Annotated in this window: 25 protein-coding genes; 10 read left to right on the forward strand and 15 right to left on the reverse strand. The window is 60.9% G+C overall.

Annotated elements, in window-relative coordinates:
• Nucleotides 1–21: 21 nt before the first annotated feature.
• Nucleotides 22–456, forward strand: coding sequence for a VOC family protein (locus LGH70_RS02980; RefSeq protein ID WP_226182539.1), 435 nt, complete (start codon nucleotides 22–24; stop codon nucleotides 454–456).
• A 151-nt stretch (nucleotides 457–607) separates the two neighbouring features.
• Here the strand turns inward: LGH70_RS02980 and LGH70_RS02985 are convergent, their stop codons facing one another.
• The 5 genes from LGH70_RS02985 to LGH70_RS03005 all read right to left on the reverse strand — a co-directional run bounded on the left by LGH70_RS02985 (nucleotide 608) and on the right by LGH70_RS03005 (nucleotide 5,168).
• On the reverse strand, nucleotides 608–1,468 hold the full coding sequence (locus LGH70_RS02985; protein WP_226182541.1) for an SDR family oxidoreductase: 861 nt from the start codon (nucleotides 1,466–1,468) through the stop codon (nucleotides 608–610).
• Between the two features lie 161 nt (nucleotides 1,469–1,629).
• Nucleotides 1,630–2,496: an AraC family transcriptional regulator gene (locus LGH70_RS02990; RefSeq protein ID WP_226182543.1), complete on the reverse strand. Its 867-nt coding sequence runs from the start codon at nucleotides 2,494–2,496 to the stop codon at nucleotides 1,630–1,632.
• Nucleotides 2,497–2,656: 160 nt separating this feature from the next.
• Nucleotides 2,657–3,931, reverse strand: coding sequence for a S41 family peptidase (locus LGH70_RS02995; RefSeq protein WP_226182546.1), 1,275 nt, complete (start codon nucleotides 3,929–3,931; stop codon nucleotides 2,657–2,659).
• Nucleotides 3,932–4,038: 107 nt separating this feature from the next.
• Nucleotides 4,039–4,710 (reverse strand): hypothetical protein, encoded by a 672-nt coding sequence (locus LGH70_RS03000; protein ID WP_226182548.1) that lies wholly within the window; start codon nucleotides 4,708–4,710, stop codon nucleotides 4,039–4,041.
• A 113-nt stretch (nucleotides 4,711–4,823) separates the two neighbouring features.
• The gene (locus LGH70_RS03005) at nucleotides 4,824–5,168 is read right to left on the reverse strand and encodes a nuclear transport factor 2 family protein (RefSeq protein WP_226182550.1); all 345 of its coding nucleotides are present in this window, start codon (nucleotides 5,166–5,168) and stop codon (nucleotides 4,824–4,826) included.
• A gap of 382 nt (nucleotides 5,169–5,550) precedes the next feature.
• On the opposite strand from LGH70_RS03005, the gene LGH70_RS03010 reads away from it, so the two are divergent.
• The 4 genes from LGH70_RS03010 (at nucleotide 5,551) to LGH70_RS03025 (ending at nucleotide 8,263) form a co-directional block, all read left to right on the forward strand.
• Nucleotides 5,551–5,940, forward strand: coding sequence for a hypothetical protein (locus tag LGH70_RS03010; protein WP_226182552.1), 390 nt, complete (start codon nucleotides 5,551–5,553; stop codon nucleotides 5,938–5,940).
• A gap of 88 nt (nucleotides 5,941–6,028) precedes the next feature.
• Entirely contained in the window at nucleotides 6,029–6,634 is a 606-nt protein-coding gene (locus LGH70_RS03015; RefSeq protein WP_226182554.1) for a hypothetical protein, read from the forward strand.
• 322 nt (nucleotides 6,635–6,956) lie between these two features.
• A complete protein-coding gene (locus LGH70_RS03020; protein WP_226182556.1) occupies nucleotides 6,957–7,469 on the forward strand; it encodes a helix-turn-helix domain-containing protein in 513 nt (170 codons plus the stop codon).
• 533 nt (nucleotides 7,470–8,002) lie between these two features.
• Entirely contained in the window at nucleotides 8,003–8,263 is a 261-nt protein-coding gene (locus LGH70_RS03025) for a hypothetical protein (RefSeq protein ID WP_226182557.1), read from the forward strand.
• A gap of 19 nt (nucleotides 8,264–8,282) precedes the next feature.
• Here LGH70_RS03025 and LGH70_RS03030 read toward each other — a convergent pair whose 3' ends face one another.
• The 3 genes from LGH70_RS03030 to LGH70_RS03040 form a co-directional block, all read right to left on the reverse strand.
• Nucleotides 8,283–8,519 (reverse strand): DUF433 domain-containing protein, encoded by a 237-nt coding sequence (locus LGH70_RS03030; protein WP_226182559.1) that lies wholly within the window; start codon nucleotides 8,517–8,519, stop codon nucleotides 8,283–8,285.
• Nucleotides 8,520–8,649: 130 nt separating this feature from the next.
• A complete protein-coding gene (lpdA, locus tag LGH70_RS03035; RefSeq protein ID WP_226182560.1) occupies nucleotides 8,650–10,056 on the reverse strand; it encodes a dihydrolipoyl dehydrogenase in 1,407 nt (468 codons plus the stop codon).
• A 393-nt stretch (nucleotides 10,057–10,449) separates the two neighbouring features.
• The gene (locus tag LGH70_RS03040; protein ID WP_226182562.1) at nucleotides 10,450–12,105 is read right to left on the reverse strand and encodes a M1 family metallopeptidase; all 1,656 of its coding nucleotides are present in this window, start codon (nucleotides 12,103–12,105) and stop codon (nucleotides 10,450–10,452) included.
• Nucleotides 12,106–12,271: 166 nt separating this feature from the next.
• On the opposite strand from LGH70_RS03040, the gene yedA reads away from it, so the two are divergent.
• Nucleotides 12,272–13,189: a drug/metabolite exporter YedA gene (gene yedA, locus LGH70_RS03045; protein WP_226182564.1), complete on the forward strand. Its 918-nt coding sequence runs from the start codon at nucleotides 12,272–12,274 to the stop codon at nucleotides 13,187–13,189.
• Between the two features lie 182 nt (nucleotides 13,190–13,371).
• Nucleotides 13,372–13,761, forward strand: coding sequence for a group III truncated hemoglobin (locus LGH70_RS03050; RefSeq protein WP_226182566.1), 390 nt, complete (start codon nucleotides 13,372–13,374; stop codon nucleotides 13,759–13,761).
• Nucleotides 13,762–13,941: 180 nt separating this feature from the next.
• Here the strand turns inward: LGH70_RS03050 and proC are convergent, their stop codons facing one another.
• The 4 genes from proC to LGH70_RS03070 all read right to left on the reverse strand — a co-directional run bounded on the left by proC (nucleotide 13,942) and on the right by LGH70_RS03070 (nucleotide 21,011).
• Nucleotides 13,942–14,760 (reverse strand): pyrroline-5-carboxylate reductase, encoded by an 819-nt coding sequence (gene proC, locus LGH70_RS03055; RefSeq protein ID WP_226182568.1) that lies wholly within the window; start codon nucleotides 14,758–14,760, stop codon nucleotides 13,942–13,944.
• Nucleotides 14,761–14,892: 132 nt separating this feature from the next.
• A complete protein-coding gene (gene odhB / locus LGH70_RS03060; protein WP_226182569.1) occupies nucleotides 14,893–16,614 on the reverse strand; it encodes a 2-oxoglutarate dehydrogenase complex dihydrolipoyllysine-residue succinyltransferase in 1,722 nt (573 codons plus the stop codon).
• 149 nt (nucleotides 16,615–16,763) lie between these two features.
• A complete protein-coding gene (locus LGH70_RS03065) occupies nucleotides 16,764–19,613 on the reverse strand; it encodes a 2-oxoglutarate dehydrogenase E1 component (protein ID WP_226182570.1) in 2,850 nt (949 codons plus the stop codon).
• A gap of 204 nt (nucleotides 19,614–19,817) precedes the next feature.
• Nucleotides 19,818–21,011: a major royal jelly family protein gene (locus LGH70_RS03070; protein WP_226182571.1), complete on the reverse strand. Its 1,194-nt coding sequence runs from the start codon at nucleotides 21,009–21,011 to the stop codon at nucleotides 19,818–19,820.
• Nucleotides 21,012–21,342: 331 nt separating this feature from the next.
• Here LGH70_RS03070 and LGH70_RS03075 point away from each other — a divergent pair, with 331 nt between their 5' ends.
• Nucleotides 21,343–21,846, forward strand: coding sequence for an RlpA-like double-psi beta-barrel domain-containing protein (locus LGH70_RS03075; protein WP_226182573.1), 504 nt, complete (start codon nucleotides 21,343–21,345; stop codon nucleotides 21,844–21,846).
• 93 nt (nucleotides 21,847–21,939) lie between these two features.
• On the opposite strand, the gene LGH70_RS03080 is transcribed toward LGH70_RS03075, so the two are convergent.
• Together LGH70_RS03080 and LGH70_RS03085 are read right to left on the reverse strand one after the other, a co-directional pair.
• Nucleotides 21,940–22,950: a hypothetical protein gene (locus LGH70_RS03080; RefSeq protein WP_226182575.1), complete on the reverse strand. Its 1,011-nt coding sequence runs from the start codon at nucleotides 22,948–22,950 to the stop codon at nucleotides 21,940–21,942.
• A 147-nt stretch (nucleotides 22,951–23,097) separates the two neighbouring features.
• Entirely contained in the window at nucleotides 23,098–23,499 is a 402-nt protein-coding gene (locus LGH70_RS03085; protein ID WP_226182577.1) for a hypothetical protein, read from the reverse strand.
• A 139-nt stretch (nucleotides 23,500–23,638) separates the two neighbouring features.
• Between LGH70_RS03085 and LGH70_RS03090 the strand changes: the two genes are divergently transcribed.
• Complete coding sequence (locus LGH70_RS03090; RefSeq protein WP_226182579.1) at nucleotides 23,639–25,558, forward strand: WG repeat-containing protein; 1,920 nt, start codon at nucleotides 23,639–23,641, stop codon at nucleotides 25,556–25,558.
• 11 nt (nucleotides 25,559–25,569) lie between these two features.
• Here LGH70_RS03090 and LGH70_RS03095 read toward each other — a convergent pair whose 3' ends face one another.
• On the reverse strand, nucleotides 25,570–26,043 hold the full coding sequence (locus tag LGH70_RS03095; protein ID WP_226182581.1) for a DUF6799 domain-containing protein: 474 nt from the start codon (nucleotides 26,041–26,043) through the stop codon (nucleotides 25,570–25,572).
• A 146-nt stretch (nucleotides 26,044–26,189) separates the two neighbouring features.
• On the opposite strand from LGH70_RS03095, the gene LGH70_RS03100 reads away from it, so the two are divergent.
• Complete coding sequence (locus tag LGH70_RS03100) at nucleotides 26,190–26,453, forward strand: hypothetical protein (RefSeq protein WP_226182583.1); 264 nt, start codon at nucleotides 26,190–26,192, stop codon at nucleotides 26,451–26,453.

A 26,453-nucleotide genomic window follows, 5' to 3' on the forward strand; every position in this document is an offset into this window, starting at 1 on the left:
TACTAACCAAACCCCACTATCATGGCTACTCAGATTTTTGTCAACCTGCCCGTGCGCGACCTGAATGCTTCCATAGCGTTTTTCACCCAGGTCGGCTTTCAGTTCAACCAGCAGTTCACCGATGAAAACGCCACCTGCATGGTCATCAGCGACACTATCTACGTGATGCTGCTGGTGCAGCCCTTCTTCCAGACCTTCACTACCAAGCAAATCGTGGACGCCACCACGAGCACCGAGGTGATTCTGTGCCTCTCGGCCGACAGCCGCGCAGCCGTCGATGCCCTCGTCGATAAAGCCCTGGCCGCCGGGGGCCAGCAGGCCAAGCCCATCCAGGAGCAGGACTTCATGTACGCCCGCAACTTCCAGGACCCCGATGGCCACCTTTGGGAAGTGATGTACATGGACCCCGCCGCCATGCAGCCGGAGCCGCAGTCCGCCGAGGCCAGCGCCGTATAGCGCCCGCCCATCGTCGCCGAAATACCAAGCCGCCTGCCGCTTCTCGTGGTAGGCGGCTTTTTGGTTCAGGGTGCCTCAGATAGTGCGTTATAATCCAACACGCCAAACCAGACAGCGGGTTGCCCGGCGCCTGCCCTGGCTTAGGAGTGGGCTAGAGCTGGTACAGCTGCTTCACTCCTTCCAGCAAACCAGTGGGCCGGCGGCCCAGCGCAGCTTCCAGGTTGGGGCTGACCATTGCCTCCTGGTCGTGCTTGATGTCGGTCAGGAAGCCGATGGTGCGCTGAATGGCTACCGCCGGCACGCCCCGCTCCCGCATGCGGGCGGCCAAAACGCTGCTCTCGACGTCGGTATAGGCCACGGGCTTGCCCGACGCTTGGGTGAGGGCCGCGGCTACGTCGTGAAAGGAATAGGCTTCGCTGCCGGTGAAGTGGTAGGTATGGTTGCCGCCGGTGTTTTCCAGCAGCACGTTGGCAATAGCCTCCCCCATTTCGCTGCGCAGGGCATAGGCCACTTTGCCCTGCCCGGCCGGCAGGCTGATGCCCGTTTCCAGTACCGTAGGGCCCGTAAACAGCGGCAGCGTGTCCATGTAGAGAATGTTGCGAAAGAGGATATAGCCCAGGCCGCTGGCTTGCAGGTAATGTTCGGTCTGGAAATGGCGCACCATGAGCTCGTTGGCCAGGGAGGCGGGGTCTTGCAGGGCGCGGCTGGTGTAGGCCACGCGGCGCACGCCCGCCTTGCGGGCCGCGTCAATAACGTTCTGGTGCTGTTGCAGGCCGTCGTCGTCGCCCCCGCCGGAGATGAGCAGCACCGTGTCGATGCCCTGCATGGCCGAGTCCAGGGAGGCCGGGTCGGTGTAGCTGCCCACCCGGATGTGTACGCCCCGGGTATGCCAGGCAGTGGCTTTGGCCGGGTCGCGCACCAGGGCGGCCAGGTGCTGGGGGGCAGTGCGTTGAAGAAGGGTATGCAGCACGGCCGCGCCTAAGTGGCCGGTGGCTCCGGTTACTAAAATCATGGGAAAAGGGTATGAGCGTGAAGAAAAAAGCGGCCACGGCCCACGGCTCCACGGGGTGGACCGCACGGGGCGACGGTTGCAGCTTCAAAATTCGGTACTCCTGCCCGGTGGTAGAATGGCCGGAGGGCGGCAATCTGTGGCGAAAAGGCGGCAAGACTGGCCTAGCCTACCCGCCGGAAGGCGCTGGGCGACAGGCCCGTGCTGCGCTTGAAAAACCGGCTGAACGCGAACTGGTCGGCAAACTGCAGGCTCGCGGCCACCTGGGCCACCGTCAGCGCGGGGTTTTGCAGCAGGGCCTTGGCTTCGAGGGCCACTGCCCCGGCTATGCAGGCACTGGCGGTCTGGCCGGTGGCCTCCTTCACCAGCTCAGTGAGGTGCTTGGGCGTAATGCACAGCGCGGCGGCGTAGAACTGTACGCTGCGCTCAGTGGCACAATGCACCTGCACCAGCTGGCGGAAGCTGGCGGCCAGCTGCCGGCCGCGGCTGCCCTGAGGTAGCCCGGCGGGCACCGGGTCGTAGAGGGTTCCTATTTCGTAGAGCAGACTGGTAAGGATGCTCTTGACGATGTTGGCGCGCTGGGCATTGGGGGTATTGTATTTCTGTTGCAGGAAGCGAAATGACTCCTCGATACTAGCCGCCTCAACGGCCCCCAGCGGCAGCACGTAGGTGGGCGGAGTCACGAAAAAGCGCAGCTTGCCCGTGGCCGCATTATTGGCCGAGATAAAGTCGCGGGTGAAAAAGATGGACAGGGTTTCGTAGTCGGCGGCCACGCGGCCCCACTCCTTGATGACGTCGGGCGTGGCCAGCACCAGGCAGCCGGGCCGCACGACGTAGGGCGCCAGGTTGGCGTTGAACTCGGCCGTGCCCCGCAAACACAAACTGATTTTGTAGTAGTTGCCCCGGTAAGGCTGGTGCAGCGGAATGGTGGGCTTCACCGCGCCATAGGCGGGAAAGAACACCTCCGGGGCCTGACCACTGCCATCGGCAGCAAAAGCCTGCAACTGATAGGTGGGAATACGCTCATTCATGGAAAAGGGCAACGGGTGGGGGCTGGTAACAGCAGTCTAAACGTAACAAAAGCGGCGGCAATAAGGAGCGGCCAGGGGCAGGCTATCCACCTGATGTCATCGGTCGGAAGTACGTGGGACGGCCACCGTCCGGCGGAAGTCTTGGCGGCCGCAGGCCGCGTTACTTCCCGCCACCTTTCAGTACCTGCACGGCCTTTTCCAGCGCAGCATCGCCCTCGCCAGAGCTGCCGGAAATGAGGTGCTGGGCGGGCACGAACTGCTCCCGGGGCAGGCCGTCGACCCGGTAGAGGCGCTCGGTGGGAATATTGAAGCCGAAGGAGGAATTGGGCAGCCGAAACGACAAGATGGAGCCGTTGAGGCGGGCCATTTCGGAGCCGACGATGGTGGCGCGCTGCATAGATTCCAGCCCCACGGTGATGCCCTCGCCCATGCTGCTGGTCCAGCGGCCGACCAGTACCACCAGGGGCCGGGAGTAGGTGGCCCCGCGTGGCGCCACCAGCTCGACCCAGCTGCGCCGGACGCCGAACCTTCGTTCCTCGGCGGGCTGCTCGTGGCGCTGGTAGGGCTGCTCCCGCGTGATAAAGCGGCCCATCAGGGCCCGGGCCACGGTGGTGTTGCCGCCGCCGGGCGTCTCGCGCAAATCCAGAATAAGGCCCGTGGTGGCGCCCAACGTGTTGAGCGCGCTGTCGAAGGCGGCAATGAGGCGGTTGTCGCCCAGGCTGTTGTGGAGGCGAATGTAGCCCAGGGTGCCCAGCTGCCGGCTTGCCAGCAGCCCCGCGTAGCGAATGTGCTCCAGCTGGGCCGTGGGCTTGTCGGGGTACAGGTCGCGCCGGCGGTGCTGGGTGCGCACGGTCAGCTTGCGCGGGGCGTTGTGGGTGCCGGCCAGGGCCTGGTTGAGGGCTACTTCCCGGGCGGCTTCATCCACGGCTTTCAGGCTGCGGCCCAGCAGGGGCCGCAGCGCCTTTTCGATGGGCACGTCGTCCACGGCTACTATTTCCATCCCGGGCCGCACGCCTACCCGCTCGGCCCCGAAGCCGGCGCGCACGGCCACCACCACCGCCCGGCCCTGCTGAAACCCGGCCCACACATCGGTGCCCGAGGGCAGCAGGCGGCGCGAGTCGGGCAGGTTGGTAGAGAGGTTGGCGTGGTTGTCGTAGAGCTCGTTTAGCGCGTTTTCCAGCAGGCGCACAAACTGGGCCCGGCTATTGATGCCGGAGAGCTGGGCCGCGTAGAGCTGGCGCACCCGGGCCCAGTCGGTCTGCTTCTTGTCGAAGTAGCAGTAGTTCTCGTGAACGGTAGTCCAGAAGTAATCGAAATCCTGCTGGTACTGGGCGGGCGTAAGCTGGGCCGGCTGGGCCCGAAGCGCGCCGGCCGGGGCAAGCAGACCAAGCAGCAGACCAAGCAGCAGGCACAGCAGGCGGAACAGAGCAGGCATAGGAGCGGCACGGAAGGGACGGGTGAAGCTACTGACAAAAAGCGGCTGCCGCTCCGGAGAGTTTCAGCCGCTGGGTGCCGGGGCAATTTCTGTGGCCGCGGTGGTGGCTACCGGCCCTTCGCCATGGAAACGTGCGGCTGGTACCACTGATACAGGAGCTTCTGCAGCTCGGGTAGGGAAATTGGCTGGCCGGCTTCGTTGTAGGCGCTCATCCTGCGCAGGGCTTTGGGCTTGGTCCGGTCGCTGCCCAGGGCGGTATCGTTCAGCACCGTGGCCTGCTGCTCGAAGCGCAGCTGCCCGGTGGGGTAGTAGGAATACACGGTTTGGCGGAGGCTATCGGTGCGGACGCCCACCCATTTCTCGAACAGGTACTGGCCCAGGCGGTCCTGGTTTTCATCCAGGTACTGGGCCCGGTACAGGATATTGCCGGCGTCGTCGTAGCGGGTGGAGTCCAGCACCGCGGCCCGCCAGCCCTGGGCGGCTTTGCCGGTGTAGCGGTTTATCCACAGCCCGGTTTCGGTGAACTGGTACCGACCACCCGGCGCTTTGGTCACCAGGAGCTGACCGGTGCACAGGTCGCCGCTGGAGTTGGTGCCCCGCCATTCTTTCACCAGCCGCCCCTGCTGCTCCACCTGGGCCCGCTCAGTCTTGCTCAGGCCGTGGTGGTACCAGTAGTCGTACGTGTTTTTGTAGGGACTGAAAACGGTGCAGCCCGCCAGGCCGGTCAGGGCCACCAGCATGCAGCAGCAGGTTCGCACGGGCAGGAAGCAGAGGCGCATGTAAGGAATTGAAGGGTTCGGTTCGGTTAGCAGCCGTGAAAATAAGCGCTGCCCCGCTCCCGCGCACTACCGCCCCATGCTTACCCAACCCAATAGCTGGCCTTCGCCTCGCGCTAGGGCTTAATGACGAAAGCCTGTAGCTCGGCCATCTTCCCATCCCGAAACCGCCAAACGTCGCAGTAGGCGTACTCCACTGCCTGCCCCTGCTCATCGGGCAGCATAATGGTACCGAGGGCCGTCACAAAATCGTCCTCGGCAATCAGGTGCCGGACCTGAAACACCGGGGGCTCTTTATACGCCGTGGGCATCCACTGCCGCACCGCCTCTTTGCCGTGCAGGGTTTGCTCGCCCACGAAAGTCCACTGGGTGTCGTCGGTGCAATGGGCCAGGAACCCCTCGTAGTCGCCGGCCGTGATGGCCGCGTTGGCTTTTTCGAGAATCTGCTTGTTGCTCTGCATAGGAAGGGTAATGAGGTGAATAGGAGACATCGTGCGTACCTAATGCCGTCTTGGGCATAGCTTCATGCTGCCACGGCCAGGTACGCTAGCTTACCGCTACGTTCACTGCTGCGTCTTGTTAAGGAATAGTGCTGCTTACGCCGCATACAGGCCGTTTATGAGCGAAGCGCGTAACCCCGGGCGCAACCCGTAGCTTTACCCAGATGGAAGCTCTGTTTCACCTGGTTTTTACCTTCTTCAAGATTGCCGTCCAGGCTTCGGTATATGCCACCGTGCTGCGGGGCTTCTGCGGCTATACGGACGCCAGGACCCTACCCACCCCCTGGTGCAAGCCAGCCGCAACGGCAAGCGTTTCTGGTGGAGCAGCGGATTTTTGGGGTCAGTGGCCTTATTCGTCTTTTCCTTCACCTACTGGGGCCATCACGGCCTGGGCGACTACGCCCGCGTCCCGCTGGGCCACGGGGAGACAATGGAGGAAATGAATGGCGTCACGGCTTACTTCAAGCCCATACAGCAACTGCCCGACTACGAAGATGCCGGCGAGGTACTTGCCTATCAGGTGCGCCACGATATGCTGTGTGCCGTCCTGGACCCAGACAGCACCTACTACGTCTACAATCTGGCCTCGAAGCGCAGCCAGCTCTTTGCCGACCGCACGGCCTACGAGGCCTACGCCCACGGCCAAGACCTGCCCCGGCCCGAGGAGTTTGAGGATTTCAAGCGGCACTATATCCGCCACTGGAGCGGCTGGCGGTTCTGGCTGCTGGCGTAGCTGCCCTTTTTTTAACTGCAAAAAGCGGCCGGAGAATCTCGTAGTTCCGGCTGCTTTATCTTCAACCCTCATCCTAGCTATTCAGCCCATGCCGCCGTTTACCAGTCAGCTTCAGGAGCTTCGGCAGCTGCTGCCCATCGGCCTACGCCAAGCGCTTCAGCTACTGACCCACACGCAGGGCGACGTAGCGGCAGCGGCGCAGCTATTTAAGCAGGAGCTGACGGACCTGGTGGTGAGCAAAACCGGAGTTGAGCGGCCTGTTGCGGAGCAGCATTTGGCCCTGGCCAACTACGATGTAAACCAGGCCCTACAAAGCATCCGGGCGGAGCTGTATACGCTCACGGAGCGCATCCTGCTCCGCTACCCCACCGACCAAGCCCAAGCGCTGTCCCGTATCCAGCTGGCCATTGAGGGCGAAATTCCGTTAGCCCGGAATCATTGGGTAGAAGTAGGCGAATTACAAAAGCTCAATCGGCCGCAAGCCTGCTTCATCCTGCTCTGCGAGTGGCTCGACTACCAGGAATGGGAAGGGCTGACCGACGCCCTTTTCTTTCACCTAGACCTAGTGGTTGCCGAGTTGCGGCAGGAACTCCAGCAGTTTGCCCTGGCCGATACTCTGCTGGCGATGCGCGTCCGGTATGCTGCCCTGCAAATGCGGTATGCCACAGCCTCCTCCGAGAAAGCCCACAGGTGAATCAGTACGAATAAGCGTTTGCAGGAGTACGAGGCCGAATTCGAGCAGCTTAAACCACTCCTGCTCGACCGGCTGCACACCTACGCGCAGGAGCATATCGGTAGCTTCCCGTAGAAGTCTGAACGTAAAAAGCGGCCGAAGCCCCGTAGCTTCGGCCGTTTTGCATTTTTAGCTATTTGCCCAGGAGCGTTTCTTGTTGTTTATTTTTATATATCAAACAATAAACAACAAATCCACTTTTCAATTTGTTGTTTATTTTCGCGAAACATAAAATAAACAACACGCCCCCATGCCGCGCCGCGCTTTACCCTCAACCTCCATATTGGCCCGGATTCGAGCCTGGTTTGGCTTGCAGCAGCAGGAGCTGGCGCTGTACCTGGGCATCAGCCAGCAACTGGTGCACAGCATTGAATCGGGCCGGCAGAATATGGGCTACCTCGTGGCCGACGCCATGCTGCCCCTGGCCCGGCAGCTGCCCGAGCCCATCACCCAGCTCGACGAGCCGCTGCCCGCCGCCCTGCCGCCCGGCTCGCCGGCCCCCGATGCCGGAACGCTGGACTTCCGCCGCCGCGTGTGCCTGCAGCGGGCCGCCAAGCTGCGCGCCCAGGCCGGGCAGCTGGCGCGCCGGGCCCACGTGGCTCAGCGCTGGCAGCTGGCCCTGCCCGCCCTGCTCCCCCCCACCGATGCCCCCGACCCCGAGCGCGCCGCCTGGCTGACCGGCTGGCTGCACCGCCGCGCCCGTCCGCTCACCGCCGAGGAGGTCACCCGCTGGCGCCTGCTCCTGGCCCAGGCCGGGGCCCTCGAAGCCGAAGCCGCCCTGCTGGCCGCTTCGTAGAGAGCCGTCGGCATGTAGCCCATCGTAGAGAGCTGGCCGGCGCAGCACTCCCGCTTCTTTCCCTTGTGTCCTTACGAGGCGCAGCCGTGGCACCCGCAGGACAGCGCCGCTAATCCGCCCGCTGAAATGTGCCGAGCTTTCTTCACTGAAAAGCCCTAACGCCTGAGCAGGCGTTAGGGCTTTCTGGTAAAAGGCTGTGTTGTGCTGCGCAGAGGACATTGCTTCGTCATACTTCCTCGCAATGACAGAAAGGGCTTGGGCGCAACAGCGCGGTAAAGTATTGTATGGGTGCTTTGTCCCATTTCGCCGCAAACATTCCAACCTTTGAATACTTGACAACAGTCGCGCGTTTTCACCAAACCTGGTATAGCCGAAACTGGACCATAAGGAGCTGGTTTTGTGCCTGTCGAACCGGGGCGCCACGGCAGCAGAACCGGGCTTGCAGCATGTCACAAAAACCGGCGCAATGACCTTTTTATCGGCTATTTACCCTCCTATGTTCGGGCATCACTAACCCCTTAACTTAGTATCGTATGCCCCTGGTGTATTCCTCCCTTACCGACCGCGCCCTCTGCGACGCGGCCACCGACGAAATCGACTTCGAGCTGCTCACCTACTCGGCCCGCGACGTGAACAGCGACCTGGACGACAAGCGCGCCGAGCGCCTGCAAAACTCGGCCACTGCCCAGCTGGCCACGGTGGAAGCCCGCCTGGCCTCGGCCGAAGCCATCCTAGCCCTGCCCTCCATCACGGCGGACGAGCGCGAGAAGCACGAAAATGAGCTCAGCCTTTAAGCGCTTGGGCAGATTCTCATCAAGCAGCACTTTCATAGAGCTGCCGGAAGTTGGGCGAGGAGAACAGCTTTTCCGCTATGGCCAGCACCTGCACTACCTGCTCATGCTGCACGGAGGGAAAATCGTCGAGAAACTCAGCTACCGATACTCCTTTTTCCAGGTGCATAAACAGCGTTTCAATGGGTACGCGGGTACCCTGGAACACCGGGGTGCCACCCAAGATATCGGGGTCGGAAAGAACGACGTCGAGGTTCATACACAAGTAGATGATGGCAGGATATTAAAGATACGGCATTCATCAGCAGGTGGCAGCCTGGGCGTAAAAAAGCGGCTGAAGCTCCGGGGAGTTTCAGCCGCTTTTGCGTTTCTGCCTTGTGGCTGCGGAATTACATGTGGATGGCCCGGTTCTCGGTGGCGGCGAGGCAGGCTTCCTTCATGGCTTCGGCGTAGGTGGGGTGGGCGTGGCTCATGCGGGCTACGTCCTCGGCCGAGGCGCGGAACTCCATAGCCGTCACGGCTTCGGCAATGAGGTCGGCGATGCGGGGGCCAATCATGTGGACGCCCAGGATTTCGTCGGTTTCCTTGTCGGCCAGCACTTTCACGAAGCCGTCGAGGTCCATGGAGGCGCGGGCGCGGCCCGAGGCGCGGAAGGGGAAGGAACCGGTTTTGTAGGCGCGGCCCTGCTCCTTGAGCTGCTCTTCGGTGTAGCCCACGGCGGCCACTTCGGGCCAGGTGTACACCACGCCCGGAATCAGCAGGTAATTCACATGGGGCTTCTGCCCGGCCAGGGTTTCGGCCACGTACACGCCTTCTTCCTCGGCCTTGTGGGCCAGCATGGCACCCCGAATCACGTCGCCGATGGCGTAGATGCCGGGCACGGAGGTTTGCAGGTGCTCATCGACCTTGATGCGGCCGCGCTCTTCCAGCTCGATGCCGGCGGCTTCCAGGTTCAGGCCCGCCGTGTAGGGCGAGCGGCCCACGGCCACCAGGCAGTAGTCGCCTTCGAACTTCACTTCCTCGCCCTTGGGGCTGGTCGCGGTTACGGTCACGGTGTCGCCCTCGCGGGTAGCGCCGGTCACCTTGTGGCTCAGGAAAAACTGGATACCGATTTTGCCCAGCACGCGCTTGAGCTCCTTGCCCAGGGCCGCGTCCATGGTAGGAATAATGGCATCGGTGTATTCCACCACCGATACTTTCGCGCCGAGGCGGGCGTACACGGAAGCCATTTCCAGGCCGATAACGCCACCGCCAATGACAATCATGTGCTTGGGCACTTCCCGGATGTTCAGGGCCTCGGTGGAGGTGATGATGCGCTCCTTGTCCTGGGCAATGAAGGGCAGCACCGTGGGCTTGGAGCCGGTGGCAATGATGACGTGCCTGGTCTCGATCTGCTGGGCCTCACCGCCCTCGGTGGGCGTAATGCTGATGTGGTTTTTATCGACGAACGAGCCCACGCCGCGCAGCACCTCAATCTTGTTCTTCTTCATCAAGAACTGGATGCCGTCGGTATTGGCCTTCACCACGCCGTTTTTGCGGTCGATGAGCTGGTTCATGTTGATCTGCAAGTCGCTCAGCTCAATGCCGTGCTCCTTGAAGGTGTGACCGGCATTGTGGAAGTGCTCCGTGGAGTCGAGCAGGGCCTTCGAGGGGATGCAGCCCACGTTGAGGCAGGTGCCGCCCAGAGTGGGGTACTTCTCGATGAGGGCGGTTTTGAAGCCGAGCTGGGCGCAGCGGATGGCCGCTACATATCCGCCGGGGCCGGAGCCGATGACGGTAACGTCGTATTGGGTCATGCTAAGGTGAATTCGGTGAGAATCAACTGGGGCGAAGGTACGAACGGTGAATTTGTGAAGTGGTGAAATTGTGAGCTGATGTTCGGGAGGCCTTTTGGCTGCGCCTTCAAGATTTGATGGCGGACGATTAGCACGCTCAAAAGCTAGTTCCCCTCCTTTTTTCAAATTCCGCGCATCAAGCGGCGTGGGTGCCCGAAGGCCGGGGTGGTTAATTGTTGAATGGTTACTAGCTCTAGTTCGCATCTCCGCAGAGGAGAGGGGGACTAGTTATAGTTGTCGTTCCAGGTTTAGAGTCATTCAACGATTGAACCACCCCTAACCCCTCCTTTAACCCCTCCTTCAAAACAATGAGGGGAACTAGCTTTTTCGTTCTATTTACTCCACATACCCCACTTAGTCCACCAATACCCCGATGTAGTAGTTGAACGTGTCGACTTCCAAGTTGTCCTTCGTGGCGCCGGGCATTTCGATTACCTGGAAGCGGGTAGTGGGCCGGATGAAGCCGTACTGCCCGCCTTTCACGCGTACCCGCACCGGCATATCGAAGTCGGGCACATCGGACACCCAGCGGGCCAGCAGCTGGTTGTTTTCCTGGCGGATTTCCAGGGTCGGGATGCTGCCGTGGCGCAGGTACTGGTCGAATACCTTGGTCAGGTTCAGGCCGCTCTGCTGGTTGAGGTAGCCCACGATTTGCTCGGTCGTGACGGTCTGGTGGTAGAACTGCTGGCCTAGCCCCCGCAGCATCTGCCGCCACTTCTGGTCGTCATTGACGATGGTGCGCACCATGTTGAGCAGGTTGGAGCCTTTGTCGTACATGTCGCCCGAGCCTTCCCGGTTCACGCCGTAGGGCCCGATGATGGGGCCGTCGTTCTGGATGTTGCGCCGCTGCCCGTGCAGGTATTCCTGGCCAGCGGGCTTGCCAAACTGGCTTTCGGTGAACAGGGCCTCCGAGTAGGTCGTGAACGACTCGTGAATCCACATATCGGCAATGTCCTTACTGGTAATGTTGTTGCCGAACCACTCGTGGCCGCTTTCGTGGATGATGATAAAGTCCCACTTCAGGCCCCAGCCCGTGGCCGACCGGTCGTTGCCGAGGTAGCCGTTCTGGTACTTGTTGCCGTAGGCCACGGCGCTCTGGTGCTCCATGCCCAGGTGGGGCGCATCCACCAGCTTGTAGCCGTCCTCATAGAACGGGTAAGGCCCGAACCACGACTCCAGCGACTTGAGCATGGGTTTCACGTTGGCCGCAAAATGGGTTTTGGCCTTGGCCAGGTTTTCCCGCAGCACCCAGTATTCCAGGCTCAGCTTACCTTTCTCCCCGTCGTAGCTGTCGGTAAACTTGGTGTAGTCGCCCACGTTCAGGGCCACGTCGTAGTTGTTGATGGGGTTGCGCACGGCCCAGTCGAAGCGGGTGGCTCCGCCCTTGAGCTTAGTGGTTTTGCGCAGCCGCCCGTTCGATACGTTCATCAGCCCCTTGGGCGCCGTCACGCTGATGAGCATGCTGTCCACCTCGTCGGCCTGATGGTCTTTGTTGGGCCACCAGGCGCTGGCGCCCAGGCCCTGCACGGCCGTAGCCACCCAGGGCTTGCCGTTGGCATCGGTGGTAAACACTAGGCCCCCGTCCCAGGGCGCCCGCTCGGCCACCCGGGGCTTACCCGAATAAAACACAGTGAATTCGTCGCGGCTGCCCTTGCGGATGGGTTGGGCAAAGGTGACAAACACGGCATTGGCCTCCCGGGTAAACGGCAGGTTCTGGCCCTTGTACACCACTTTCTCCACTGTTAGGTTAGCAAACAAATCGAACTGCAGGCGGGTAAAATCCTCGGTGGCCGTGAAGCGGAACAGGTTGGAGCCGCTCAGGGACCGGTCGTCAATGTTGAGCCGGACGTCGAGGTGGTAGTAGTTGATGTCGTAGCAGGTGCGCAGCGGCGTGAGCGTGCCGCGCAGGGAATCGGCGCGGGTGAAATCGGGCTTGGCTTGCAGCAGCTGGGCCAAAGCGGCGGGTGTGAGGCAGAACAAAGAAGCTAGAAAGAGCAGAAGTCGGAGCATACGGAAGGAGGAAAGTAGAGCGGTATACAGACTACGGAGCGGCGGGGAAGTTGCCGGCCGCGCCAATATTCGCGGCCCCGGTAGCGGGGCGAAGGTAGCAGGCCGCAAGTTCCGGGTAGCGGCCCGGCGGAGTTTCCCGTAGGTTTACGGCCTCAACCTGTTTGCTATGTCCGCTACCTCCTCGCCTTCCCGCGCCGCCATTCTGGGCGCGTTTGCCATTGTCTACATCATCTGGGGCTCCACCTACCTGGGCATCCGCTTCGCCATCGACAGCATGCCGCCCCTGCTCATGGCCGGCTCCCGCTACACCATTGCCGGTCTGATTCTTTACGTCTTCATGCGCCTTCGGGGCGAGGCGGCACCTACCCGGCAGGGCTGGGCAACGGCTGTCATCATCGGCATCTGCCTGCTCACTTTCGGCAACGGCGGCGTAACGCTGGGCGAGCAGTACATTCCCTCCGGCATGACGTCGCTGCTGGTGGCCACAGTGCCCATGTTTCTGGCCCTGCTGGGCTGGGCCAGCGGCGTAGCGGCCCGGCCTACGCCCTGGGTGGCCCTGGGCTTGGTGCTGGGCATGGCGGGCGTGTATCTGCTGGCCCGCACGCCGGGCGTCAGCCACGTCGCGCTGCCCGGCCACGAAGCCATCGGCATTACGCTGGTGCTGATAGCGGCCCTGGTGTGGGCCATTGGTTCGCTGTACTCCAAGAAAAAGCAGGCGGCCTCCTCCCCTTTCCTGGCCGGCGGCATGCAGATGATCTGCGGCGGCGCGGCCATGCTACTTCTGGGCCTGGTACGGGGTGAAGCCGCCGGCTTCGACTTCGCCGCCGTTACCACCAAGTCGTGGCTGGCCTATGCGTATCTGGTCACGTTTGGCTCCATCGTGGCTTTTTCGGCCTACATCTGGCTGTTGCGCGTCGTGGAGCCCGCCCTGGCGGGTACGTACGCCTTCGTCAACCCCGTGGTAGCCGTGCTGCTGGGCTGGGCGTTTGCCGGTGAGCAGCTCACGGTCGGGATGCTGGGCGGAGCGGCTCTTATTGTAGCAGCGGTGGTGCTGGTCGTGCTCGGCGGCCGGAAAAAAGCCTGAACCTCAGCCGAGCTCTATTTAGTGCGAAAGAGGTGCTAAAAGCGTTTTGCACCTTGTGCAAACGTTTTTTCATACCCTTATTACAATTTTTTATAATAAATATGCAGACATATAAAGCGAAATTGATGTAACCTGCGTAAATTCGCTGCGTATTCGGTAGTCCACTCGCTTAGCCACTGCTCATGAAAGTATCTGCTACTCTCCCCGATATCAGAACCGAAGGTGACATCAAAACCTTGGTTGACACGCTGTGCTCCAAAGCCACGAACGACACGTTGCTCGGAGCCCGTTTCGGAGCGGCTGCCCGCATTCACTGGCCCCATTACCTCACCACCCAATACCGATACTGGAGCAGCACTCTGCTGGGCCAGGGCACGCAGGAAGGCGAACCACTGCCCGAGCAATTGGCTTTGCCTACCAGCGGCCCCCACATCGAGCATTGGGTACAGCTGTTTTCCTCCGCCGTTGAGGAGTGTTTTTCCGGCTCGAAAGCCGAGGAAGCCAAAAAGCTGGCCCGGCAAATGGCAACCCGCCTGAGCATGAGCCGTAACCGCGAGCTGCCCGTCGACTAACGAATTTCCCACCCGCTCATACTCCCATCCGACCTTTTTCCGCAACCGGTTCCTTCAACCACCTCCCCACCCACTAGGCTTCAGCCTCTCCACCCCTGAAGCTTACTCCCACAAAGAAACCCGTGCTGCTCTCAGCACGGGTTTCTTTTTTGCCGGTTTACTGGGCAAGTCATGTCCTGCCTACTCGTCTTTGTACAGCTTACCTGCTTTGTCGGCTGAGAGCCGGATGCCTTTAATCATGGCCGAGCTAAAGCCGTGGTGTTCCATTTCGTTGAGGCCGGCGATGGTGCAGCCTTTGGGCGAGGTCACCTTGTCGATTTCCTGCTCGGGGTGCGAGGCCAGCTGCAACAGCAGATCGGCGGCGCCCTTGGCCGTTTGGGCTGCCATTTTCAGCGCGTCGTGGGCATGGAAGCCGATTTCGGTGCCGCCCTGCGAAGCTGCTCGAATGGCCCGCAGAAAGAAGGCCACTCCGCAGGCACAAAGCGCCGTGGCCGAGGTCATCAGCTCCTCATTGATGCGCACCGTCATGCCCACCGTGTCGAACAGCTTTTCCACCAGCGCCAGGTCGTCGTCAAGCTCCTGGTCGCTGGCAATGCAGGTCATCGACTGGCCGATGCCGATGGCCGTGTTGGGCATGGCCCGCACCACGCGCAGCGCGGCCCCGGCCTGGTTGCGGATATCCTGGCAGCTCACCCCGGAAATCACCGAAATCAGCAGGTGCTTGTCAGGATTAAAGGCGCTTTTGATGCTATCCAGCAGCTTGTTGAGTTGCTGGGGCAGCACAGCCAGCACCACGATATTAGCCTGTTCCACGGCTGCCAGGTTATCGGCAGTGGTGTGGTAGCCAGCCTGGGCCAGCGGAGTCAGGGCAGCGGCGTTGCGGCGCGTTAGAGTAATGGCCTCAGGCGTCGACATCCCGGCTTTTACCAGGCCTTTAGCTAGAGAAATGCCAATGTTGCCACTACCCAGAATGGCAATCTTCGTCGCAGTGTTTTCCATATTTCGTTCGGTTAGAGCTCAGGAGCTGGGGCGTAAACTAGCTGAATTTGTTGTAGTTGCTGAGGTACAAGCACAAAAAAGGGCGGCTCCGTGAGTGGGGCCGCCCTTTCGCAAGGTGGTAGCTGCTACCAATTACACGCCCAGTAGCAGGCGCGTCGGGTCCTCGAGCAGCTCTTTCACGCGCACCAGGAACGACACCGACTCGCGGCCGTCGATGATACGGTGGTCATAGCTCAGGGCCAGGTACATCATGGGCCGAATCACCACCTGCCCGTTTTCGGCAATGGGACGCTGCACGATGTTGTGCATGCCCAGAATGGCCGACTGCGGCGCGTTGATGATCGGGGTGCTCATCATGGAGCCAAACACACCGCCATTAGTGATGGTAAACGTGCCGCCGGTCATCTGCTCGATGGTCAGCTTGTTGTCGCGGGCCAGGCCGGCGAGGCGCTGAATTTCCTTCTCAATACCGTCGAACGACAGCTCTTCGGCATTACGAATTACGGGCACCACCAGGCCTTTCGGGGCCGATACGGCGATGCTGATGTCGCAGAAGTCGTTGTAGAGAATGTCGGTACCGTCGATCTGGGCATTCACGGCGGGCCACTCTTTCAGGGCCACGCACACGGCCTTGGTGAAGAACGACATGAAGCCGAGGCCCACGCTGTGCTTCTCCTTGAACTTGTCCTTGAACTTGTTGCGCAGGTCCATGATGGGCTGCATGTTCACCTCGTTGAAGGTGGTGAGCATCGCCGTTTCATTCTTCACCGACACCAGGCGGCGGGCCACTGTTTTGCGCAGGTTGCTCATCCGCTCGCGGCGCACGTTGCGGTTGCCGCTGGCGGCCGGAGCCGGGGCAGCAGCAGGCTTAGCGGCCGGGGCGGCTGCAGGCGCAGCAGCGGAGGCTGGCGCAGCCGGACGAGCCTGGGCGTTCAGGGCATCTTCCTTGGTGATGCGACCATCCCGACCAGAGCCTTGTACATCACCGGCCGCAATGCCTTTCTCACCCAGAATCTTACCAGCCGCCGGTGAAGGCGTGCCGGTAGCGTAGCTGGCAGCGCTGGCCGAAGCCGGGGCCGCAGCGGCTGGAGCAGCTTGCGCGGCAGCAGGAGCCGCGGCGGGTGCTGCAGCCGCTGCAGCTGCGCTGCTACCACCTTCGATACGGGCAATAACGGTTCCGATACCGATGGTTTCGCCTTCCTTCACGGCGTGGCGCAGCGTGCCGGCACCCTCGGCGGGCAGCTCAAACGTCGCCTTGTCCGATTCCAGCTCGGCAATAACTTCGTCGCGCTGCACTTGGGCACCGTCGGGCTTCAGCCATTTGGCTACCGTTACTTCCGTAATAGACTCACCCACGGCCGGAATCTTCATTTCTACGGTAGCACCGCCACCAGAAGCGCCACCAGCAGCCGGAGCCGAAGCTGCGGGAGCTGCCGGGGCCGCGGCAGGCGTAGCCGTGTCGGCCGAGCCGGCCTGGGAGCCCCCGTAGCCGGATTGGTTGCTGGCCTGCGGATTCTGCTCACCCTGCGTTACCGGGTCGGCAGCACCGCCAGGGGCCGGAGCGGCTGGGGCAGCCGCCTGGGGTTGGGCAGCAGGGGCACCTGAAGCGGCAGCAGCACCGTCGCCGTTGATGCTGGCAATGGTGGTGCCGATGCCGATGGTTTCGCCTTCGGCCACCTGGATTTTGAGGACCCCGTCGGTTTCAGCGGGCAGCTCAAATGTGGCTTTATCGGACTCCAGCTCGGCAATAACTTCGTCGCGCTTAACCGTGTCGCCGTCCTGCTTCAGCCATTTGGCAATCGTAACCTCGGTGATTGATTCGCCGACGGCGGGTATTTTAATTTCCAGACCCATAGGGAGGGAGTTAGAAGTGTTTCGGGTGAGAAGTGGAGCGCCAAGCACTGGCTTCGCGCCGTGCGGGCCGGCTGGTAGCAGCCGCCCACGACTGGTAACGGACAAACCGGCCGCCCAAGCTAAGCAGGAGCGGCCGGTTTGCCGTACCGTTAGTCAGCTTTTTGCGCGTTGGCCGCCGTTTCCTTGATGGTGTCGTCGGCTACGGCCTCACGGGGCTTGTCGAAGGCGCGGGCAACCAGCTCCTTCTGCTCCTTGATGTGCACCTTGTTGTAGCCAGTGGCCGGCGAGGCGGAGGGTTTGCGGGCAATAACGTCTTCTAGCTCGCGGCGCATGAAGCGCAGCAAGTAGTTCCAGTAGCCCATGTTTTCCGGCTCTTCCTGCACCCAGTACAGCTTGGCTTTGGGGTACTTGGCCAACTCGGCATCGAGCTGCTTTTTGGGGAAAGGGTGCAGTTGCTCGAGGCGCACGATGGCGACATCAGTACGGTTGGAGGTGCGCTGCTCTTCCAGCAAATCGAAGTAGACTTTGCCCGAGCACAGCAGCACGCGCTTTACCTTTTTAGCGTCGGCATACACGTCGTCGAGCACCTCACGGAACGAGCCGGAGGTAAACTCTTCCACCGGCGACACGCACAGTGGGTGGCGCAGCATCGACTTGGGCGACATTACCACCAACGGCTTGCGGAAGCTCCAGGTCAGCTGCCGGCGCAGGGCGTGGAAGAAGTTGGCCGGCGTGGTCATGTTAGCCACGATGATGTTGTTTTCGGCCGCCAGCTGCAGGAACCGCTCGGGGCGGGCGTTGGAGTGCTCGGGGCCCTGGCCTTCGTAGCCGTGGGGCAAGAGCATCACCACGCCGTTCATGCGCTGCCACTTGCTCTCCGACGACACGATGAACTGGTCAATCATGGTCTGAGCACCGTTGGCGAAGTCGCCGAACTGGGCTTCCCACACCACCAGGGCCGTGGGGTTGGCCATAGCGTAGCCGAATTCAAAGCCCAGCACCGCGTACTCGCTCAGCAGCGAGTTGTAGATGCTCAGCTTCTCCTGCCCTTCGCCGATATAGTTCAGCGAGTTGTAAGGCGCCGAAGTCTCCGCGTCGTGCAGCACGGCGTGGCGGTGCGAGAAGGTGCCGCGCTGCACGTCCTGCCCGCTTACGCGCACAATGTGCTTTTCGCTCAGCAACGAGCCGTATGCCAGCAATTCGCCGGCGGCCCAGTTCAGCACCCGGGTATCGAAGAACATCTTTTTGCGCTCCTCAATCAGCTTTTCAATCTGCTTCAGCGGGCGGAAGCCTTCGGGCAGCGTGGTCAGGGCCTTGCCGACCTTGGCCACGATTTCCTCGCTGATGCCGGTTTCCGGCGACTGGTCGAAGTCCTCGGGCTTGGAGCGGCGCAGGCTGCGCCATTCGTTTTCCAGGGCCTGGTAGTTATAGGGTAAGGGCTTCTGCTTCACCATGTCCAGGCGGGCCTGCAGGGTTTCGCGGAACTCCTTGTCCATCTGCGCAGCCAGCTCGGCGTCTACGTCGCCGCGCTGCACCAGCGTCGCGTTGTACACTTCGCGCGGGTTCTGATGCTTGCTGATCAGGTTGTAGAGCGTGGGCTGGGTGAACTTGGGCTCATCCGACTCGTTGTGGCCGTGGCGGCGGTAGCACACCATATCAATGAAGATATCGGCGTGGAACTGCTGGCGGTACTCGGTAGCCAGACGCACGGCAAACACGACGGCCTCGGGGTCGTCGCCATTCACGTGCAGCACCGGCGCGTCGATAATCTTGGCCAGATCGGTGCTGTAGATAGACGAGCGGGCATCCTCGAAGTCGGTGGTGAAACCAACCTGGTTGTTAATCACGAAGTGAATGGTGCCGCCGGTCTTGTAGCCTTCCAGCTGCGACATCTGCGTTACTTCGTAGCCGATGCCCTGCCCGGCCAGCGCCGCGTCGCCGTGAATAATGATGGGCAGAATCTGGTGGTAGTCGTTGGCGTACTGGTGCTCAATCTTGGCCCGCACGAAGCCTTCCACTACGGGGTTCACCGCTTCGAGGTGCGAGGGGTTGGGCGCTAGCTTCAGGTTCACCTTGCGGCCCCCTTCGGCATCTACTTCCGAGCTGTAGCCCATGTGGTACTTCACGTCGCCGTCGCCCATGGTCAGATCCGGTACGGCGGTTCCCTCGAATTCCGAGAAGATCTGCTCGTAGGTTTTGCCCATGATATTGGCCAGCACGTTCAGGCGGCCACGGTGGGCCATGCCAATCATGACCTCGTTTACGCCCAGCTCGGAAGCCTTGTTAATGATGGCGTCAAGAGCGGGAATCGTGGTTTCGCCGCCTTCCAGCGAGAAGCGCTTCTGCCCCAGGAATTTGGTATGCAGGAAGTTCTCGAAGACAACAGCTTCGTTGAGCTTCTTTAGAATGCGCTTTTTGTACTCCACGCCGGGGTTAAACGCCAGGGAGTCTTTCTCGACCTTGGCCCGGAACCAATCCAGCACCTGCGGGTCGCGGATGTACATGTACTCGAAGCCGATGCTACGGGTGTAAATTTTCTCCAGGGCTGCCACAATGTCGCGCAGCTTGGCGCTGGCGCCCAGGCCAATAGCCTCGCCGTTCTTGAACGTGGTGTCCAGATCGGCTTCGCCCAGGCCGAAGTCGGCTATGTCGAGGCGGGCTTTACGGTCTTTGCGCTCCCGCACCGGGTTGGTTTTGGCGCGCAGGTGGCCGCGGCTACGGTAGGCATGAATCAGGTTGCTAACCTGCGTCTCCTTGTCGGCCGACACGGTATCAACGGCGCGAATTTGGCCGGCACCGTCCGTCGAGGCGCTGGTGCTGAGCACCCCCGAGCCGACAACCTGTGCTTCTCCATCGGCAGGATACTGCTGGGAGAAGTCGAAGCCTTCGAAGAATTTGCGCCAGCCGAAGTCTACCGACTCAGGGTCGGCCTGGTAGGCTTTGTAGAGCTGGTCGATGTAGTCGCCATGGGCATTGGCGATATAAGAGTAAGCGTCCATGTAGGAAGGAGCAAAGTGAAGCGGCGTAAATGTATTACGCTTCGCGGTAAGCCAAAAACCTAAATTCGGCTACACAAATATGCCTCTTTTTCAAAAGATTATTTGCGTTGGGAGCTTTCCGAACAAAAGGCAATAGCCAATCTATTCAAAATAAGGCGCAAAGCTTTCCTGAACTACCGGAATGCTTTGCGCCTTAGCTGATTATTACTTGGGCAGCGCCATCTTAAAAATACGGTAGGGCTGGTCCTGCTTGCCCACGCCTTTGTTCCAGGTTGGCGTTTTGTGAATGGCCGAAGCCGTAACGTAGATCGTGCCATCAGCAGTGAAGGCAAAGGTATCGGGCCACTCCAGGCGCGGGTCCTGCGCTACCAACTCAATTTTACCGGCCGGGGTGCGCCGTTTGATGGAATGGTCTTCAAATGTGGTCATGTACAGGTTGTTGGCCGCATCCAGCTCCATACCGTCGCAGGCAGGTACTTTGCCCAGGTCCTCAATCTGCTGAGCCAGCTGAGCATCCGACAAAGCAGCATTGCGCAGGGCTTCCGTCTTGATGCGGAAGAGCTTGTAGCTGGTCAGGGGTTTCCAGTAGAGGTACTGCCCATCCTGACTGAGAGCTATGCCATCGGCGTTAAAGCGGGCCCGTTTGCCGCTGGCATCAATCATCTCGTGGCCATCGGCCTTGATGTTGAGCGTGGTGTCACCCATCATGGACGGATGCGTGGCCAGCAGCTTGCGGGCGTTGCTGGTCTTCAAATCGACTACCACCAAGCTGCCCACCCCCGACTCGGTGATGTAGGCGTAGTTATTCTGGGTGTCGATGCGCACGTCGTTCAGGTAGGACTTGCGCGAGGCCACGCCTTCCGGAATGCTGATGTTCTGCACCACCTGATTCGTCTTGGGGTCAATTTTGACCAGCTTGGGCCCACCGGGTACCGTGCCTTTTATGCCGGGCGAGGCTGGGTCGAGCACCCAGAGCATGCCCGTTTTGTCGGCGTACACGCTCTGCGGACAAATCCAGTGCTTCTGCGGCTCGTTGCGCGTGGTTTCGTTCCATTGGCACCAGGCCGCATTCGGATAAGGCTTCACGGACCCATCGGTTCCGATTTCAGCCACCGGGGCCACCGGGTTATCGTCCCAGCGGGGAAAGTCGCCGAACATCCGGCCGTCGGGTAGCACGGCTACGCCCACAATCTGAGGCTCCCGAAACTCGGCTACTACCTGCAAAGGCGAATCGGTGGGCGCAGCAGGGCCATTGGTTGCCGTTGAATCAGAGGATGAACTGGCCGCAGCACCCGACGCTGAAGTATCGGGTGAAGAGCAGCCGACGGTAGCACTTAATGTCAGGGCCAGGGCATAGGCAGCAGGCCGCCAGAGTTGGGGAATAGCAGGAATATACATACTAGTGTTTTGGAGGGAAAAAGTAGAACGGGAAAGAGTAGCGCAAGAGGCAAAATGGCCTGCTGTGCTTACGACTTCACCCGCTGCAGGTTTAGGTGGCTAAGGGCGCGTAACACTACATTGCTGGAATTTTTTGTAGAAAATCCTACTTTTCTATTGCTTTAACAATAATAATTATTACTTTAGTCTACATTCCCACTCTCCAACCCTGACTCATTCTCCCTTGCCGCAACCTTTTTGCCTCGCTGGGAGTTAACCCCATCTTGCCCGCCTTCCATATAGGCCACCCATTCTCTTCGGGTTTGAAGAAGAGTCCACGAACCTAACCGTCATGTCTATTGCTCTAGTCCTACTGACCCTTCTTTTCCCCTCGCGGCCCATCTTTTCCGCAGCTCTTCCTTCTACCGTTGCTCATCTGAGCCCCCGCACGGTAGCCTTCGTATCGGCCCCTTTAGTACCCAAACGCTTACCCCGCCGCCTGCCCACCTACACGGTCACGGCCACTATTTACGAGCCAGATCCTCGGCAGACTGACTCGGAGCCTTTCATTACGGCGGATAACTCGCGCATCCGGCGCAAACATTCCAGCAAAGACCGGTGGATGGCTCTCTCCCGCGACCTGCTCAAGAAGTGGGGCGGCGACTTTGATTACGGCGACTCGGTTCTGGTTACCGGCATTTCTCCCAAACTCGACGGCGTATACGTCATCCACGACACGATGAACCGCCGGCACCGCCACTGCATGGATATCCTGGCGGCGAAGTGGGAGCACCTCGACGAAATGTGGAAAGGCGTCAAGATTATGAAGGTGGAGCCCCGGTGGCGCGCCAGCTAATCTAGTTTTACTACTACGTCAACTCTCTTGTTTTCCGTTTTACGGCTTCAGCCTTCCCAGCTCACGCTACCGGCTAGTTCTTGCCCCGGCTTATTAGCTTGGCAATCCTTCCCAATGCTCCAGCGTGCGGGGCTCACCTGCTGCATCGTACAGGTAGCTTAGCGGCTGCCGGGGGTCGCGCATGATTTCGGTGAGGGGAATCTGCCACCGTTTCCACATTTCCTGCAACGACTGGCCGTAGCCCGAGTTTTCCCAGGGGTTGAAAATCTCGCGGGTCACGTCATCAATCAGCGTGTCGAATACCAACTCGGTGTCGCCGGGCTGGGTGGGGCGCGGAAAGTAATCGGGCACCACATTAAGCAGATAGGCCCCGTAATACACACGGGCCTTAAACTCGGCTACCTGAATGGGGTGCAGCGGCCGTTGGGCATCCCGGTACACGCGGCCCATAGCCTGCCGCAATAAGCCGTTATCAATCAGGCAGCTAACCAGCACCGTCTCGTCCAGCTTGATGCTGAAGGTCATGGTGCTCAGGTCGTCATCATACTCAAAGGGAATAGTGTCTTCGAGCGGAGCCGTTTCCAGGACAAAAATGGAAGCCGGCGTGAAATCCTCGTACACGATGGGCACCCGCAGGGCCTGAAACACCTGAAAGAAGCACTGCAGCTTGCGCAGGAGCTGGGTATTTTCGGCCAGCGGGTAGAGCGGTTTTACCAATGGATCCAGCTCGTTGAGGATTTCCAGCAGCATCACCCCGTAAAACATCTTGCCCAGCCACAGGAACAGCGTTTTCTCATCGAGGCTGCGCAGGGCCGCGGGGCCGGCCTGCACGGCCCTGGCCACCGTTTGCTCCAGGGGCTCCACGTGCTGCTGCCGGCACTCGAGGCAGCAGGGCATGCGTAGCTCGGGGTAGGCCAGTACGCTTTGGTCGAGCAGCTTTATCTGCAGCTCGGCCAGCTGGTAGCGCTCCAATAGCCACGCATCGAACACCAGCACCGAGTCGGACGGCTGCGGGGTGGGCGTGCCGCACAAAAAGCAGTGCTGGGCGAAGCGCATGCCCGTGAACGGGTCGTAGAGCGTGAGGTCGGGGGTGGTAGCGGACATAAGCGGCACTGAAAAAAGGAGGGCGCAAAAGTACATCGGCCCGTCGTAGCAAGCGGCATCAGCCGCCCGTTTCGGGTGGGGTGCGCCTTACAACCAAAAGCCTCCGCCAGTGTTTGGCGGAGGCTTTTGGTTGGGGGCAATCCTGAACTAGCGGGAAAGCGAAGAACCCATTTTGATAAGCAGCTTGCCCAGCTGGGTGAGCGGGCCGCTGTAGTCGTCGGAAGTTTCGTCGGCTACTTTCACCGTTTCGGCCCCGAGCGTAGCCAGGGTTTCGGCAATGTCGTGGGCGGCGGTGTCGGGGGTTTCCAGCTGTTCGCGCAGCGTGGCCAGCTCCTGGATAATCTTGGCCAGGCCGGGCCGCTCAGAAGCCCGCAGCACTTGCTCCCAGCGTTCTATCTCGCCCAGGCCGCGCTGGTCGGCTTTCTCCGGCACGCCGTTGTTGAGCAGGGCCAGCGTATCATCCAGCAAAGCCGAGTTCTGCTGGTCGGTTACGTCCAAGGGGATAGTGGGCGTGGGAGTATTCTGGGGCGTGGGCGCAGTGGAGTCCATGGCAAGAGGAAAAAAATCGAAAGAAGTTATCTGCTATACTGCCTTCTTTCCAGAAAAGTTAAGTGACCGGGCCGCCGCGGCGCGCGTACAACCCGCCCGGACCACCCCTCCGTCTTCGTCAGGCCGCTTTCATCCCCCTATGCTGCACGTTTCCGTTCTGTCTCCTTTCACTGATAAAGCCCGCCAGGAGCAATTTGAAGCCGTTCGGGCCGCGCTGGCAGCCGAGCCCAACCAACCCACTACCCTGCTGCTCGGCAATTGGCCCTTAGACGAGGGAGAAGTGCTGGATGCTGTGGTGCTGCGGCCCCACCTGATTACCATTCTGCTGTTGGAGCCCCGGGGCGGCCAGCTTTCCATCCGCGACTTTGCCCACGCAGCCTGGCAGCTGGGCGGCGCACCCCTGACTGGCAAAGCCGAGGCCGACAACCCATTTCAGCAGTTCGTGCAGCAGAAAGCAGCCTTGGCGCAGCTCCTGACGCCGTATTTGCCCGCAGGCCAGGCCAATCTGAACTTCATCAGCGGTTTGCTGCTCTTTGGCGAGGCCGTGGTTTTTGGGGTTGAAGTAGAGGAGCGGATGAGTGCCGTGCCGGCGGCCAACAACTTCCAGCTGCTGGCCGACCCCAGCCGCTTTACCCGCCGCCTGGCCCAACTGGCCACGCCCGAAATAGACCTGACGGCCGCCGACCTGGAGCAACTGGCCGCAGAAATAGCGCCAGCGGAAACCGGGTCACCGGATGCTCCCGAAGCTTTTGACCCGGAAGTGGATGAATTGCCGGATGCCCCGCCAGCCCCAGCAACGGCCACCAGCTTTCTGCAGCAGAAAGCCGCATGGCTCTGGCGCTGGCTGGGCGCTGAGGATGTGGATGACCTAGATAATGCCCCCTACGGCTACGCCGAAACCGCCCTGGCTGCCCGCAATCAGGAAAAGCAGGAGCTGGAGCGCGTGCAGGCCGCCATGCAGAAAGAGCTGGCCGCGCAGCTGCGCGCTATGGAAGCCCGCGAGGCCGAGCGGGAAAAAAGCATAGCGCAGCTGCGCGAGCAGCTGGCCGCCGCGCCACCGGTTGCGCCCGAGGCGGCCCTGCTGCAAGAGCGCCTGGCCCTGGAAAGTCGGGAGAAAGACGCTCTCGACGTTGCTATTCAGGCTTCCCGGGCCGAATCGGAAGCCCGCAACCGGGAGCTGGATGCCAAAATTCAGCAACTGGAGCAGCTGATGCAGCGCCTGCAAAACAGCCCAGCCCCAGCCGCCGCAGCGCCGGTCGGGGCTCCGGGGCCGGTCGTTGCAGCGGCCCCGCCCGGCCCTACTGCTGCCGCAACCAACCTGGGTCCGGCACGCCCGACTACCCCGTGGGATTTCCGGAAACTGCGGGCCTGGCGCCGCCGCCTGCCCCGCCTGGCCGCGTTGGGTACCGGCGTAGTGGCGCTGGTGCTGGTCATCGGTGGTGTTCGTTCATTGCTGGCCGGCCCCCCGACGCGCTTCGAACAGAATGGCCAATGGGGTTTGCTAGCAGCCAACGGTGACACGCTGGTACCTGCCCGTTACAGCGCTATCGGCGACTTTCACGAGGAGCGCGCCGTGGTAGAAAGGGCTGGGGCCTTTGGCTTTATTGATGAGGACGGCCAGGAAATACTGCCGCCTACTTACGACGCCCTGAACCCCTACAGCGGCGACTATGCCCGCGTCCGGATTGGTGACACCTACACCTTTATTGACAAGGAAGGCCAGGAATTCAGCCAGTATTACTACAACGCGCTGGATTTTGCCGAAGGCCACGCGGCCGTGCTCGACTACCGGGGCTGGTTCTACATTACCGGCCCCGAAGTACCAGCCGAAGCGCCGAAGCTGTTTAGGGAAGCTTACACTTTCCGCGGCGGCCTGGCCCGGGTGCGCCTCGCCGACGGCTACACTTTTATCAGTAAAGACTACCTGACCAGCACCAAGCCTGACACCAAGCCGTTCGGCCGCTACAGCAGCGCCAGCGACTTTACCGACGGCAAAGCCCGGGTAACCCAGGACGGCCGCACCTTCTATATTGACGAGGATGGCGACCCGGTGAACTAACCTAGCGCGGCTTAGTCGTCGTCCTTTTTGTGCTTGCCTTTGCCGTGTTTGCCCTTCTTTTTATAGTATCCCCAGCCCCGTCGCTTGCCCGAGCCTTCCAGCAGCTGGCGCAGGTAAGAAACGTTGACCGCATCGGCACCCGCCGATTGGGGGCGCGGCGCGGCTGCCAGCAGCAGCTGCCCCTGCGGACCAGGGGTTACGGCCACGACGCTGCCATTCAGGTCGCAGCCTTTGCCTTCGGCCAGCTCGGTACGCTTGCCGTCGCGGGCTACCACGAAGCCGTCGTGGGTAACGGTGCGGCCGTTGGGCAGGTGCACGTCGTGGGTCATGGGACGCTTCACGCCGTTGCGAATCACGTACATCGTGCCGTCGCGGCGCTGGAAGCCGTCGTTGCTGGAGCGGCTTTGGGCCGGCGCGGTGGTGTGTAAGGCCACTACCAGGCAGCCCAGGGCCAGCACCCGCGGAAGAGAAAAGGAAACGTGCAAAATGGTGGGAATTAGTAAGAACGAGACTAGGCTACGGCGTCGGTGCAGCGCAAGTTTTCAGCCATTTTTTGCCCGGCCGTTGGGTTACTTTTCAGAAAAGCGGGTATGAAGGCCAACTCAACTCTTTAATTTATTTCCTTTTAGCCATGAAAACGCCTTTCAAAACCCTGTTTGTTGCCGCTGCTTTCGCCATGTTCGCCACTACTTCCTGCTCGGAGAAAACCCAGGAGAATGCCGAAGCTACCGCCGAAAGCGCTGCTACCGATGCTGCCACCACCACCGAAAATGCTGCTGACGCTACCGCCAACGCCGCTGGTGAAGTAAAAGCTGATATGGCTCCCGAAGCTGGCGACACGGCTGTTGTAGTTGATAAAGAAGCCGACAAGCTGGTCGAAGAAACCAACAAGTAG

The sequence above is a fragment of the Hymenobacter nitidus genome (genome assembly GCF_020447315.1).
In the GTDB taxonomy this organism is placed as follows: Bacteria; Bacteroidota; Bacteroidia; order Cytophagales; family Hymenobacteraceae; genus Hymenobacter; species Hymenobacter nitidus.